The 13584-nt window shown below is 42.5% G+C and carries 14 protein-coding genes; 11 read left to right on the top strand and 3 right to left on the bottom strand.

Annotated features, from left to right (window positions below; genetic code table 11):
• The first annotated feature begins 135 nt into the window (after positions 1-135).
• The 3 genes from RBB56_RS07170 to RBB56_RS07160 all read left to right on the top strand — a co-directional run bounded on the left by RBB56_RS07170 (position 136) and on the right by RBB56_RS07160 (position 2030).
• Positions 136-555: a hypothetical protein gene (locus tag RBB56_RS07170; protein ID WP_306721696.1), complete on the top strand. Its 420-nt coding sequence runs from the start codon at positions 136-138 to the stop codon at positions 553-555.
• The gene (gene murI, locus RBB56_RS07165; protein ID WP_306721695.1) at positions 521-1363 is read left to right on the top strand and encodes a glutamate racemase; all 843 of its coding nucleotides are present in this window, start codon (positions 521-523) and stop codon (positions 1361-1363) included. Before RBB56_RS07170 ends, murI begins: the two co-directional genes overlap by 35 nt.
• Positions 1364-1517: 154 nt before the next feature.
• Positions 1518-2030, top strand: coding sequence for a DUF1934 domain-containing protein (locus tag RBB56_RS07160; protein WP_306721694.1), 513 nt, complete (start codon positions 1518-1520; stop codon positions 2028-2030).
• A 35-nt stretch (positions 2031-2065) separates the two neighbouring features.
• Here the strand turns inward: RBB56_RS07160 and RBB56_RS07155 are convergent, their stop codons facing one another.
• Positions 2066-2542 (bottom strand): hypothetical protein, encoded by a 477-nt coding sequence (locus tag RBB56_RS07155; RefSeq protein WP_306721693.1) that lies wholly within the window; start codon positions 2540-2542, stop codon positions 2066-2068.
• 266 nt (positions 2543-2808) lie between these two features.
• Between RBB56_RS07155 and cls the strand changes: the two genes are divergently transcribed.
• The 4 genes from cls (at position 2809) to RBB56_RS07135 (ending at position 8463) form a co-directional block, all read left to right on the top strand.
• Positions 2809-4275, top strand: coding sequence for a cardiolipin synthase (gene cls / locus RBB56_RS07150; protein ID WP_306721692.1), 1467 nt, complete (start codon positions 2809-2811; stop codon positions 4273-4275).
• Positions 4276-4458: 183 nt separating this feature from the next.
• Positions 4459-5529 (top strand): trigger factor, encoded by a 1071-nt coding sequence (gene tig / locus RBB56_RS07145; protein ID WP_306721691.1) that lies wholly within the window; start codon positions 4459-4461, stop codon positions 5527-5529.
• A gap of 252 nt (positions 5530-5781) precedes the next feature.
• Positions 5782-7173 (top strand): asparagine--tRNA ligase, encoded by a 1392-nt coding sequence (asnS, locus tag RBB56_RS07140; protein WP_306721690.1) that lies wholly within the window; start codon positions 5782-5784, stop codon positions 7171-7173.
• A gap of 48 nt (positions 7174-7221) precedes the next feature.
• Positions 7222-8463, top strand: a complete 1242-nt coding sequence (locus RBB56_RS07135) for a C40 family peptidase (RefSeq protein ID WP_306721689.1) — start codon at positions 7222-7224, stop codon at positions 8461-8463.
• A gap of 130 nt (positions 8464-8593) precedes the next feature.
• Here the strand turns inward: RBB56_RS07135 and RBB56_RS07130 are convergent, their stop codons facing one another.
• Positions 8594-9010, bottom strand: a complete 417-nt coding sequence (locus RBB56_RS07130; RefSeq protein ID WP_306721688.1) for a DUF3842 family protein — start codon at positions 9008-9010, stop codon at positions 8594-8596.
• Positions 9011-9026: 16 nt separating this feature from the next.
• Positions 9027-9941 (bottom strand): hypothetical protein, encoded by a 915-nt coding sequence (locus tag RBB56_RS07125; RefSeq protein WP_306721687.1) that lies wholly within the window; start codon positions 9939-9941, stop codon positions 9027-9029.
• Between the two features lie 273 nt (positions 9942-10214).
• Here RBB56_RS07125 and RBB56_RS07120 point away from each other — a divergent pair, with 273 nt between their 5' ends.
• The 4 genes from RBB56_RS07120 to spoIIID all read left to right on the top strand — a co-directional run bounded on the left by RBB56_RS07120 (position 10215) and on the right by spoIIID (position 13566).
• On the top strand, positions 10215-11630 hold the full coding sequence (locus RBB56_RS07120; protein WP_306721686.1) for a deoxyguanosinetriphosphate triphosphohydrolase: 1416 nt from the start codon (positions 10215-10217) through the stop codon (positions 11628-11630).
• A gap of 18 nt (positions 11631-11648) precedes the next feature.
• Positions 11649-12437 carry an HD domain-containing protein gene (locus RBB56_RS07115; protein WP_306721685.1) on the top strand — a complete coding sequence of 263 codons (789 nt, stop codon included), beginning with the start codon at positions 11649-11651 and terminating at the stop codon, positions 12435-12437.
• Between the two features lie 98 nt (positions 12438-12535).
• Positions 12536-13216, top strand: coding sequence for a 3'-5' exonuclease (locus tag RBB56_RS07110; RefSeq protein WP_306721684.1), 681 nt, complete (start codon positions 12536-12538; stop codon positions 13214-13216).
• Positions 13217-13299: 83 nt separating this feature from the next.
• Positions 13300-13566: a sporulation transcriptional regulator SpoIIID gene (spoIIID, locus tag RBB56_RS07105; RefSeq protein ID WP_306721683.1), complete on the top strand. Its 267-nt coding sequence runs from the start codon at positions 13300-13302 to the stop codon at positions 13564-13566.
• Positions 13567-13584: the final 18 nt, after the last annotated feature.

Genomic DNA, 13584 nt, shown 5'->3' with positions numbered 1-13584 from the left:
TACAGAACAGTTACAAATAAAGTAATAGCTATTCAGTAGGTCTGGGTATTTACGGAATAAGTATCTAAAATAGGGGTAGACTTCTTGTAACAGAGCTTTGCAAAGATAAGGCGAAGCATGGCAAGGAGAGACCTGATGAAGAAGATATGGGAAACTGGTATTATCCTATTTGCAACGATGGGATTCTGGGGTATGATATATCCTGACTTATGTTTTACGCAGGAAGTATGTGAAGTTGTTTATGAAGAGAGCGCTGGCGGGACAGAGGAGATGTCCGATAACGATTCTGGGAAGGCAGCAGATATGTTTACGCAGATCTGTGAAGCGAAGCCGGAACAAATTCGTGTAAGAAGTGCATTGTTTCATAGCTTATTTCGTGAGAAGCCGGAAGAAGAGAAGGAAGAAATTTATAACTGTGATGGTACTGAACAGTCACAGAAGTTTTTTCACAGAGAAGATATGCTTACCCCTAAGGAAATGGCAGGGAAGGTGGGCATAATAGAAAGTAAAGGAAGCAGTAATGACGGTGATAAAGGAAATAGAGGCATTCAGTGAGTTGCCGGTCGGAGTGTTTGATTCCGGTGTAGGAGGATTGACCGTAGCGAAGGAAATTATGAGACAGATTCCTAACGAGAAGATTATATATTTCGGGGATACGGCCAGAGTACCCTATGGGAGCAAATCCAAAGAAACAATTACGAAATATTCCAGGCAGATTGTACACTTTCTGCAGGAACAGCCGGTGAAGGCAATTGTTGTCGCCTGTAATACGGCAAGCGCGTATGCTTTGGACGAAATTGAAAAGGAACTGGATATTCCGATAATCGGCGTAATTAAGCCGGGAGCAAAGGTTGCGGTGGAAGCGACTATAAATGGTAAAGTCGGAGTGATAGGAACAGAAGGTACAGTGGGAAGCCGTATTTATTCTACATATATCAATAAAATCAATCCGAGGATAACTGTGCTTGGCAAGGCCTGTCCCTTATTCGTTCCTCTTGTGGAAGAAGGACTTTGGCAAGACCCGGTTACCGATGAAATTGCTATAAGATATCTGAGCGAGTTGATTGACAGCGGCATCGATACGCTAATCCTGGGCTGTACACATTATCCCCTAATTCGTTCTACGGTAGGAAAGATTATGGGAGAAAAGGTGACCTTGGTGAATCCTGCGTATGAGACCGCGAAGGAATTAAAGGAGCTGTTAGAAATGGAAGGGCTTTTGAATAAAAAGACTCCCGAACTTGGAGATAACCGCTACCAGTTCTATGTGAGTGATATGGCGGATAAATTCAAGACGTTTGCCAATTCTATTCTGGAATATGGAATTCTGTCTGCCAAAACCATCCATATTGAGAACTATTAGGGCAACTGTTCAGTGCCCTCACAGCATCCTGGTAACACTATTAGAAACTTAGAAGTAACAGTTCAGCCATCAACACCGCGAGGTGTTTTTTGTGAGCGAAGATTACAGAAAACCCGAGTTTGGCAAGCGCGAAATACTGCTATGCAGTATTTCTGTGCAAAAATTGTTGCTAGGAAGCCGTAGGCTGAATAGTAACATTCAGAAAGATGTGGTTATTATTATGACAAAAGAGGTATTGCTGTCCTTAAAAGGGTTACAGTTCGATATCCATTCTTCGGATGGAGATGAAATCGAGACGATTACTCCGGCGGAATATTATAAAAGGGATGAAAGCCATTATATTCTCTATGAGGAAGTGACGGAAGGGTTCGAAGAAAGCACCAAAAATATTATTAAGTTCAAAAATAATTCTCTGGAACTGACGAAAAAAGGCCTTATCAATGTTCATATGGTTTTTGAAGAGAATAAAAAGAATATGACAAGCTACCATACACCTTACGGACAAATCCTCATTGGAATCGATGCCAGAAGCATTCGTTTCGAGGAAGAGGAGGAGCATATTGTGGTGAATGTGGATTATGCCTTGGAATTGAATTATGAACATTTTGCAGATTGCAAGATAACAATAGAGATACGTTCTAAAAAAAGCGGCTATTCATTAAAATAGTCGCTTTTGCTTTTTATGTCATATTATGTTTTTATTTATTTCAATGGCTTTGCTCCGGCTTTTTCCTGTAATTTCTCAATTGCATTTCTGAAAGCGCTTTGCTTTTTCTTCGGAGCAGCTACTGCTTTACCATGAAGTCCCTTTACGTCGGTAATATAGATACCGCTAACGACTGCTTTTACTTCTTTTTTCACCGGTACCATGTCGAAAATCTTCTCATCACATACGAGAGTCATAATCTGCGGACCAACTTTTGCCTTTACTACCGGGAACTTGGAACCGCGTAACAGACGGGGAGTCTGTTCGATGACTGCCTGAGGAAGTCCGGAATCTTTCATCTTCATCCGCTTCTTATCGATAACGAGCATTGAGACGGTCTGCTTCATTGCATCGATTTGTTCCTGCTGTGCTTCCTGTTTCTTCTGGGCTCTTTTCCCGAGAAAATATAATGCCACAACAGCGATGAGTAAAACAGCCAATATAACTAATAATACAATAGATAATGTATTCACAATATAACCTCCTGATTTACGTTAATGCAAGGTTTATTGTAGCATTGTTTCTTCAAATACGCAAGAATAATTAATAAGATATAGTATGGTGAGCAGTAGTAAATCCGTTGAAGAAACGGGGAATATGTTATATAATAAGCAGTGAGACGAGCTGATGTGAAATCAGCCGCAAGCGGAGAGGGGAAATATAAGAGTGAAAAATAAATTTTCACGCTCTCTGATTTTTATGCGTGCCAAAGCACGCAGATGGGAGCAAGGGTGAATTTATGATTTGGGAAAGCGTTCGGATGGGTATTTTCTTCGTCTTTAACCATCTGATTTTTATTAATTTAATATTTGCGGTAATCATTATATTTTTCCAGAGGAAGGATCCTAAGGTCGTATGGACATGGCTCCTGCTTCTATATTTTGTCCCTATTCTCGGTTTTATTTTCTATCTGCTCATAGGAACGGATATGCATAAGCAGAAGATGTTCCGGATCAAGGAGATTGAAGATCACTTAAGCGATGCTATCCGCAGCCAGGAATACAGCCTGCGCAACAAAGAACTGGAGAAGAGGGATCCGGGAATCGTGGAATATTCAGATCTTGTTATGTACAATCTGGATGCTTCGGCAGCTATGCTGACGGATGACAATGATATTAGTATTTTTACAGAAGGAAATGAGAAGTTTGAGGCACTTCTTACGGATATGCGGGAAGCCAGCACATATATCCATGTGCAATATTATATTATAAAAAATGATATATTATTCCAACGGATTAAAGATGTACTTGTGGAAAAAGTAAGAGAAGGAGTAGAAGTACGTATTCTCTATGATGGGATGGGCTGCCGTTCGATACCTAAAAGATATTGGAAAAAGCTAAACGATCTGGGGATAAAAACTTCAGAATTTTTTCCTGCTCTCCTACGGCGTCTACATCTTCGTATTAATTACCGCAATCATAGGAAAATAGTAATTATCGATGGAAAAATCGGATATCTGGGCGGTTTTAATATCGGGAAAGAATATATCGGCCTGGATGAAAAGTTCGGAAATTGGAGGGATACCCATCTAAGGATAACAGGAACGGCGGTATTGGCGCTCCAGATTCGTTTTGCCCTGGATTGGAATTATACGGCTAAGGAGAACTTGTTTTTGACGAGTGCTTACTTGAATAAAGATCCTGTGGTCTCCAAGCAGTACTGTGAGATTCAGATTGTTTCCAGCGGTCCTGACTCCAGATATCAGAATATCCGTGACAATTATTTGCGTTTAATTGGAAAAGCAAAAAAAAGTATCCATATTCAGACGCCGTATTTTATTCCCGATGAAGCTATTTTCGCGGCGTTGATGATAGCAATTCACTCCGGTATCGAGGTGAATGTGATGATTCCATGCAAGCCGGACCATCCCTTTGTCTATTGGGCGACCTATTCTTATATTGGAGACTTGGTTATGGCAGGCGCAAACTGCTACACTTATGAGGATGGTTTTCTTCACGCAAAGGGGATGATTGTGGATGATAAGGTGCTGTGCTATGGTACCGCCAATATGGATATTCGCAGTTTTGCGTTGAACTTTGAAGTAAATGCAGTGATATATAGCGAAGAGCAAGCAAGAAAAATGCGGGAAATCTTCGATGAAGATTTAAAAAAGTCGAAAAAGGTTACGCGAAGTGTATACATGAGCCGTTCAATCAAAGTAAAGTTTCTTGAGCAAGTAAGCAGGCCGCTTTCCCCCTTGCTGTAGCAGTGACAAAGGCGTTACTGTTCACAGGCAAGCCTGCAAACAGTAACACAAAGGCAGTATGTGAAGAAGTTATGAAAAAAGTAGGAAAAGGGTTTTAAGGAAAGAAGATTTGTGGTATAAAAGAGATACTGCCTTCTTTTCAAAAGGCAAGATAGGTATGAGAAAGGCTTGGGTTTATTTAGAATGAAAAGAAATAGAATATGGGTAAAAATAGTGACGTTCGCTGCAATGACGGCGGCTGTGGCATCACTTGCTGCATGCAAAGGTACTGATGATAGTGAGAAAGTATACTTGGATGAAATCAAGACAAAGGATTACATTAAGCTTGGAGAATATAAGGGTCTTGAAATTACACAGACGGATACGGAAGTAACGGACGAAATGAGGGATTCTTACATCAATTATCTTCTCAGCCTGAATCCGGAGGAAGGTGTGAAGGAAGGGGATACCGTTAATATCGATTATGCAGGAATGTTGGATGGAGTTGCTTTCGAAGGAGGTACTGCAGCGGGGGCTAACCTTACGATTGGTTCCGGTCAGTTTATTCCTGGATTTGAAGAAGCTTTGGTAGGAGCGAAGGTAGGAGAGACCCGTGATATCGATCTTACGTTCCCGGAAGACTATCATGCAGAGGATTTGGCGGGGAAAGCTGTGGTGTTCACTGTGACGGTGAATACGATTATGGCAGCAACTCCTCAGGAGCTGACAGATGAATACGTTCAGGGACTGGGACTCGAATGCAGTACGGTAGCAGAATATCAGAAGTATGTTTATGATATGATGTATGAAGAGCAGGAAATGGCTAATGTGGCGAAGGCGGAGAGTAGTCTTGCCAGCGCAATCGTAGAAAAAAGTGAGTTTATTAAGGAACCTCCTGTGGCGATGCTGGAACGCTATGAGACTACTTTGACGGAGAACTTAACTTACGAAGCGGCTAATTACGGGATGGATCTGAATAATTTCATGCAGCTCTATTATGGAATGGATGCTGCGACCTATCCGCAAGAAATCAAGAATCAGGCACTCAATTCTGCGAAGCAGTACATTGCATTAAAGGCAATTGCGGATGCAGAGGACTTGAATATTTCTGATGAGGAATTGCAAGAGAAGATAGAGCAGATGGCATCGGAAGCGAATTATGACTCCGTGGAAGAGTTCAAAGAGAAAGTGAATGCTGCAGCTTACAAAGAGTATATGATGGGCGAGAAAGTGCTCGATATGCTATATGAAAACGCGGTAATTACACAGGGATAATATTGTTGTAATGTAGCTATCCAGCAGGTCTGCGCACTCGCTGCGCTGACTGTAAGAATATCCGGAAGAGCAAGTGAAAATCCCATCACCGAAGGTGATTTTAATGGATTTTCACACATAACAGTTCCGCCTTCGGCTGAACTGTTATAATAAAATTATGAGAGTAAGGGAGAAGGTTGAAAGAATATAATTCTTTCAACCGGAGATTTGTGCGATGCACAAAGTCTCCAGACTTCGAAAGGAGCATTAAGAATGAATTTAACAGACATCAGAGATTTATATCGTAAGCACAGTGAGTTTGCAGGCAAAGAAGTGACGGTAGGAGGATGGATAAGAAGTATCCGCGATTCGAAAACATTTGGATTTATCGTAGTAAATGACGGCACATTTTTTGAAACATTACAGATTGTATATAGTGACAAGTTAGATAATTTCGAACAGATTAGCAAGCTGAATGTAGGCTCTGCAATTGTTGTAAGAGGAACGATTGTGGAGACCCCTGATGCGAAGCAGCCATTTGAGATGCAGGCAGCGGAGGTTCTCGTGGAAGGAGCTTCTACTTCGGATTACCCGCTTCAGAAGAAAAGACATGGCTTTGAGTATTTGAGAACGGTTTCCCATCTGCGTCCCCGTACGAATACGTTTCAAGCAGTATTCCGTGTTCGTTCTTTAATTGCTTATGCGATTCATACCTTTTTCATGGAAAGAGGCTTTGTATATGTACACACTCCCATTATCACGGGCAGCGATGCCGAGGGTGCAGGTGAAATGTTCCAGGTAACGACCATGGACTTTCAGAATATGCCCAGGAAGGAAGATGGAAGTATTGATTTCGAAGAGGATTTCTTCGGCAAAGCGACCAATCTTACGGTAAGCGGACAGTTGAATGTGGAAGCATATGCTTTCGCCTTTAAGAATGTATATACCTTCGGTCCTACCTTCCGTGCAGAGAATTCTAATACCACAAGGCATGCGGCAGAGTTCTGGATGATTGAGCCCGAGATGGCATTCGCTGATTTGAAGGATGATATGATTCTTGCAGAAGCAATGTTAAAGCATGTGATTCGTTATGTGCTTGAGAATGCGAAGGAAGAGATGAACTTCTTCAATCAGTTTGTGGATAAGGGATTGATAGAACGTCTTACACATGTGCTCAACTCTGATTTCGGTCGTGTGACTTATACAGATGCGATTAAGATTTTGGAACAGAATAATGAAAAATTCGAATATAAGGTGTTCTGGGGATGCGATTTGCAGACAGAACATGAAAGATATCTGACAGAACAGGAATTCAAGCGTCCGGTATTCGTAACAGATTATCCGAAGGAAATTAAGGCTTTCTACATGAAGTTAAATGAGGATGGAAAGACAGTGGCTGCTATGGACTGTCTGGTGCCGGGAATTGGTGAAATTATCGGAGGAAGTCAGAGAGAGGATAAGTTAGATCTTCTCGAGAAGCGCATGGACGAGCTTGGCTTGAACAAGGAAGACTATGATTTCTACTTAGATTTAAGAAAATATGGTTCCGTACGCCATGCCGGATTCGGTCTTGGCTTCGAAAGATGTGTAATGTATCTGACCGGAATGAGCAATATCCGGGATGTCATTCCATTCCCTAGAACCGTAAATAATTGCGATTTATAAAAAATAGGTAACGATTCGTCCGCGATATAAGGCTTATAGGGGTTGCATATGAAAAAAAAGGTTGTACAAATTATCAGTGTAGGCATGGCGCTTACGATGATGCTCCTTCCTTCGGGAAGCGTGTATGCGTCTACAGTTTCTGATATCAAAAGACAACAACAAGAAGACCAGAAAAAACTGAATAATGTACAAGGGCAGATATCCGGGCTTCAGGGCCAGCAAAATCAAGTTGGAAATGAGATCGATGAACTGGATGCTAACGTGGTGGAAATTATTGCCAGCGTGGATATTATCAAGGAAGAAATTGTAGAAAAACAGGACCAGATTGTACGGACAGAAGCAGAATACGAAGAAGCAAAAAAGCAAGAAGAGGAGCAGTATGCCTCTATGAAGCTTCGTATTAAGTTCATGTATGAACAAGGCGATGTCCCGTATGTGCAGCTTCTGATGTCCAGCAGCAGCTTCGGTGATATGGTGAATAAGGCGGATTATATCGAACAGCTCTATGAATACGATAGGAAGATGTTGGAGGAGTATCAGGCGATTAAGGAGCATGTTCAGGAGGTATGGAATCGCTTGGAAGATGAGAAAGCGGAATTAGAAGCTTCCAAACATGAGCTTGAAGAAGAACAGGCTTATATGGAAGAGCTGCTGGAAGAGAAGAAGCAGGTATATGAAAATTATAATGTGCAGATATCCAGAGCGAAGCAGGAAGCAGCCGCTTATAAAACGAAAATTAAGCAGCAGACAGCACAGATTAAAAAGTTAGAAGAGGAAGCAAGGAAGAAAGAAGAAGAGAGAAAAAGGGCAGAAGAGGAGGAAAGAAGGAAGCAGGAAGCAGCAAATGGCGGAAATTCTTCCGGAGGTTCCTCAAATAGTTCCTCTTCGGGCAGCTCAACAGGAAGCGGCTCCTCTTCGGATAGTCCCTCTGTAAGCATCCCTTCCAGCGGAAATGGCTCATCGATAGCATCCTATGCTTGCCAATTTATCGGGAATCCTTATGTGGCAGGAGGTACCAGCCTTACCGATGGAGCAGATTGCTCGGGATTCGTATGGCGCGTATTCAAGGATAAGGGTTATACCGTACCGCGTACTTCGTGGGAGATAAGAAATGCAGGAAGCGGCGTGGAATATTCCCAAGCCCAGCCGGGTGATATTATCTGCTACGCAGGGCATGTGGGCATATACATAGGCAATGGAAACATCGTTCATGCCAGTACGGAAAGAACAGGAATTAAGATTACATCCGCAACGTATAAATCTATATTGTCGGTAAGAAGAGTGGCTTAAGCCGCATACTTATAAGAAATCTGGCTTCGGTCATAATAGTTTTTAGTTCTGACATATGGGGCTTACCTATAGAATAATAGAAATCCGCGGCGAAATGATAATATGATTCGCTGCGGACTTTTGTATTTTACTATTTTGTTTGTATAAGTAAGGTTTGCAAGTATTCGATTGCCTCTGAAATCAGGGCCGGAACAGCCAGGTCCTTCAGACCTACAACGTGCAGGCAGCATTTATTCACGGGAAGAAGTATCTTCTGGCATGGTGCGGATGCGATGGCGGCAGCCATTGCAGGAGTAACTTCGCCGAGGAGGGAGTCTGCCGCAATAATTCCGACAGGCCCGATGATACAATCAGCATCACGGCAATTGACAATGACGGGATTTTCTCCGGTAGCGCCGGCATCGGCTCCGGCACGGAGCATAGAAGTAGTAGCGATGCTGTTGGTGCCGATGGCTATAATTTCAGCGTTTAAGTTTAAGGTCTTCAACTTTTCTATGAACAGGCTGCCGATTCGGCCTCCCTGCCCATCTATAATAACAATTTTCATAAGTATACTCCGTATCTTAACGGGAGACGCTGTTAATTCCTATAATTCCGAGGATTCCATCGTCATCCACATCGAAGGTAATATTAGGTCCGCCGTTTCCCATAACGAAGCCGGCAGAGGTATATTGCAAATCAAAGAGATTATAATTGCCCATTCGCTCTACCAAATCTTCGGTGAAAAGCTTTTCGCTTTCCATCTTGCGCAAGGTATCCGCACTATCCACTGAACTGCGCTGGTCGCCTCCCGCATCGAGAAAAACAGGGAAATTAGTCAGATTGATAAGGGCATCTTTATTCATTGTTTTTACCGCATTAATAATTTTAATAGCAAAAGCATACTCTTCCACGTAGATTCCGGTGATTAAAGAACTGTCCGAGAGGCCTACAAGGGTGGCATGGCTTTCGTCCAGAGCGCCCGTATAGGTAATAGTCGCAAGTTGGCCCACTGTAATATAATTCAAATTACCTTGTACGCCTGACTCCGGGATGTCCAAGTAGAAGATATTCCCAAGAGATGATTGAGCGGAAAGAGAATGGGGCGTGGCATCTACAATAATGCCGACGAAACTATGGACTTCACCATCTGTATTAAGGGAGTCGCCCTCAGAGATATCAGTACCCGGAGCAGGAGGAGCGAACGCTCCAAGGCCGAGAACCTCATCAGAAGTTAAACCGGTGTGAGACCTATCTTTTCCCGTATCGTCTTGATCGGCAGCATTATTGTCAGGCGCTAAATCGGTGTTTGTAATATCCCCGCTTCCTTGTGCGGCCTGTTCCCCCGTATCCGGAATTTCTGCGGTTTCTATATCCGTACTTAGTACATCCGTTACCTGTTCTTGCGTATTTTTCAGTTCACTTGCGGCACCGCATCCACTGATGGCGATACAGCCGGCAGCAAGAAGTACAGCGAGCGTTCCCGTTCCTCTTTTCATAAGTTATGTATCCTTCCTGTTATTTCAGAAGATGAAACTAAATTTATCTAACTATATAATATACTATGGGCGGAAGGAATGTCAATTCATGGGAAAAACTTGTGTTTGAAGCAGAAACGTAGTAAATTTAGGGTAGCTATTCAGTAGGTTTGTGCATTGCTTGCGCTGACCGTAAGCAGTGCGTCCGGTGGGCGCACGTGGAAAGATAAGTGAAATCCTATCACCGAAGGGAATGTCGAAGGGGAAGCGCGAAGGCGCAGCGGAGGAAAACAGATGGAATGGAAGCAATTATTATGTGGTGACAGAATTAGGATGTATCAGGGAAGCAAGTCCTCCGGAGATTTGCGTACGGAATTTGAGAAGGATTATCACCGTATTATAGGAAGTGCATCTTTCCGGCGTCTGCAGGATAAAACACAGGTTTTTCCGTTGGACAAGAGTGATTTTGTAAGGACGAGGCTGACACATTCATTGGAAGTGTCCTCTTTTGCCAAGTCGCTGGGACAGAATATTTCGAAGAAAATACTGTTAGAGATTAAGGATCCTGATTTTAAGGAATCCTATCAGGCTGACGTGTGCGATATCTTGCAGTGTGCCGGGCTTTTGCACGATATTGGGAATCCCCCTTTTGGCCACTTTGGAGAAACGGTAATTAGGGAGTGGTTTTTGAAAAATTTAGGAAGGTTGACATTTCAGGGGAAAACCTTGGAAGAGCAGCTTCTTCCGCAGATGAAAGCGGATTTATATAATTTTGAAGGAAATACACAGGCGCTGAGATTGGTAACAAAACTGCATTATTTGGTGGATAAGCACGGAATGAATCTAACGAAGGGACTACTGGGAACGATTATAAAATATCCGGTATCCTCCCTCGAAATTAATGATAAAAGCGGCAATATCAAAGATAAAAAAATGGGATATTATTATGCGGAGCAGGAGATTTTCGCCGATTTGCAAAGAAGCCTGGGCACATGCGGAGCCAGACATCCCCTAACTTATGTACTGGAAGCTGCGGACGATATTGCCTATCGGACGGCAGATATTGAAGATTCCTTTAAAAAGGGCCGTATTACCTACGGGCAGCTCTTGCAGGAGCTGAGAGAAGGAGGAGACGGGGAAAAAGCGGATGGAGATTATATGTGGCTTACAGCGTCCTTAGATGAGAGATATAAAAAGGCGCTGGAGAGGGGTATCTCACAGCCAGAGGTATATGCAGTACAAAATTGGGTGGTGAGAATCCAAGGGAAAATGATTGCCAGTGCTACCTATGGATTTGCGAAAAATTACGAGGACATTATGAAAGGTACCTATACGAAAGATTTATTTGCCGGTACCTCGATGGAGCATATGGCATATGTATTAGGAGATATCGCTTACCGTTATACCTTTATATCCAAACCTATTTTAAAATTAGAGATTGCGGCGGAAACAATTATGAACTTTCTTCTGGATAAGTTCGTCGATGCAGTAGTTCATTATGATACCGGGCAGAAACTAACGCCGGTACAAAAGAAAATGATTGCGCTTATATCCGATAATTATAAGGCGATCTATCAAATATATTCCGAGGATAAGGATGAAGTGGAAAAGCTATATCTGCGATTGCTTCTGGTAACCGACTATATCTGCGGAATGACGGATAGCTATGCGAAGCTTCTGTATCAAGAATTGAACGGATTATCGGAATAATAAGAAAAGGAAATAGTGATGAAGATAGATAGGAAAAAGGCGAAAGAGGCCTTTCAGAATTATGTGAAGGATTATGACCTTCGAGAGGAAAAAGTACGGCTCAAGGTGGAGCACACCTATCGCGTCAGTGATCTTAGCGAAAACGTTGCGAAATCCTTGCAGTTGCCGCAAGAGGATGTGGATTTGGCCTGGTTGATCGGGCTTTTGCATGATATTGGCAGATTCGAGCAGTTAAAGAATTACGGCACTTTTATTGATGCGCAGTCTATCAACCATGCGGAATATGGAGCCGGTATTCTTTTTAATGAGGGGAAAATGAGGATTAGAGACTATGTAAAAGACGCCTCAGAGGATATGCTCATAAAGACGGCGGTGACTTATCATAGTGCCTATCGTATTCCAGACAATCTGGATGAGCGGACGGAGATGTTCTGTCATATTATTAGAGATGCGGATAAGATCGATATTTTAAAAGTAAATGTGGATTTCCCTCTGGAAGAAATATACAATGTGACTCGTGAGGAACTGCGGAGCGGGCAAGTCACCGAAGAAGTGCTGGACTGCTTTGCACAGGAGCAGGCGGTACTTCGCAGCTTGAAGAGATCAGCGGTGGATCATGTAGTAGGGCATATTTCTCTCGTTTATGAACTCGTCTACCCGATAAGTCTGGATCTTGTGATAAAACAGGGATATTTGGAAAAGATGATGAATTTTTCCTCGGATAATCCGGTGACAATGAAACAGTTCGAACGGATACGTACGAAAATGAGTAAGTATGTCAGCAATAGAAAGTCGAATACCCCATAATAAGCCGGGAAACCGTATTGTCAGATAAAGTGAGGAGTAACATAGGCATAATTTAAATGGTGCGAAATAAAAAGCAATACAGAAAGAGGAAGAGAAAATTGATTACAAGAAACAAAGGAAAACGTTTGAATAGATATGTAAAAGATTATGTGGTATTCGATTTGGAAACGACAGGTATTAATCAGGAGATAGATGCGATTATTGAAATCTCGGCGATTAAAGTATGCGATAATGAAATTGCCGGGCAATATTCCACTCTCGTTAATCCGGCGAGACATATCCCGGCAGGTGCGACAGCGGTGAATGGTATTACGGATGAGATGGTAAGCAACGCGCCGGATATCAAGGAAGCCATCGGCGGATTTGCCGAGTTTATCAGCGGAAATATACTGGTCGGCCATAATATACATACCTTTGACACTAACTTTGCTTACGATGCCCTTTATAATCATTGGAGCAAGGAAATGAATAATGACTACGTGGATACGTTATACTTGGCAAGAAAATGCCTGCCCCAGCTTTCTCATCATAAGCTGACCGATGTTTCCAGACACTTCCGGATTGAAACGGCGGGTGCTCACCGCGCGTTGAACGATTGTATTATGAATCAAAGGTGTTATGAAGAGTTAGGGAAAATCATGCAGACATTAACAGAAACAGAGCCGGAACGGGAATGCCCTGTCTGCGGTAGTTCGCTCATAAAGCGTAAGGGTAAATTCGGCGAATTCTATGGCTGTGAAAGCTATCCCGGATGCCGGTTTACGATGAACATACGATAAGGAAGAATTTAAATTATTTTCCTCAGTCATAACCCCTCCGAATCCTTCATACAATGTAAAAAAGTATTCTGAGGGGATTTCTTTTGAAGGATTATATCGAAGAGCGAGCAATCGATATCGCTAATTATATTATTGAGAACAATGCCACCGTAAGACAGACGGCGAAGCAGTTTGGGATTAGCAAATCTACAGTACATAAAGATGTTACGGATAGATTGAGACAAATTAATCCGACGCTGGCGAAAGAAGCTAGAAAAGTTCTTGATATCAATAAGTCTGAGCGCCATATCAGGGGTGGGCTTGCCACAAGAGAAAAGTATTTACATCAGCATGAATTGGGAATACAATGAGGTGAAGAGGGTTAAAAT

This window comes from Kineothrix sp. MB12-C1 (assembly GCF_030863805.1).
In the GTDB taxonomy this organism is placed as follows: domain Bacteria; phylum Bacillota; class Clostridia; order Lachnospirales; family Lachnospiraceae; genus Kineothrix.
Note: the sequence above shows the minus strand (reverse complement) of the source record. Positions and strands in the feature narration are given on the sequence as shown.

Excerpts from the sequence above, each read along its gene's own strand:
- RBB56_RS07170 (WP_306721696.1), top strand. The coding sequence starts at position 136 with ATGAAGAAGATATGGGAAACTGGTATTATCCTATTTGCAACGATGGGA.
- murI (WP_306721695.1), top strand. The coding sequence starts at position 521 with ATGACGGTGATAAAGGAAATAGAGGCATTCAGTGAGTTGCCGGTCGGA.
- cls (WP_306721692.1), top strand. The coding sequence starts at position 2,809 with ATGATTTGGGAAAGCGTTCGGATGGGTATTTTCTTCGTCTTTAACCAT.
- tig (WP_306721691.1), top strand. The coding sequence starts at position 4,459 with ATGAAAAGAAATAGAATATGGGTAAAAATAGTGACGTTCGCTGCAATG.
- asnS (WP_306721690.1), top strand. The coding sequence starts at position 5,782 with ATGAATTTAACAGACATCAGAGATTTATATCGTAAGCACAGTGAGTTT.
- RBB56_RS07135 (WP_306721689.1), top strand. The coding sequence starts at position 7,222 with ATGAAAAAAAAGGTTGTACAAATTATCAGTGTAGGCATGGCGCTTACG.
- RBB56_RS07130 (WP_306721688.1), bottom strand. The coding sequence starts at position 9,010 with ATGAAAATTGTTATTATAGATGGGCAGGGAGGCCGAATCGGCAGCCTG.
- RBB56_RS07125 (WP_306721687.1), bottom strand. The coding sequence starts at position 9,941 with ATGAAAAGAGGAACGGGAACGCTCGCTGTACTTCTTGCTGCCGGCTGT.
- RBB56_RS07120 (WP_306721686.1), top strand. The coding sequence starts at position 10,215 with ATGGAATGGAAGCAATTATTATGTGGTGACAGAATTAGGATGTATCAG.
- RBB56_RS07115 (WP_306721685.1), top strand. The coding sequence starts at position 11,649 with ATGAAGATAGATAGGAAAAAGGCGAAAGAGGCCTTTCAGAATTATGTG.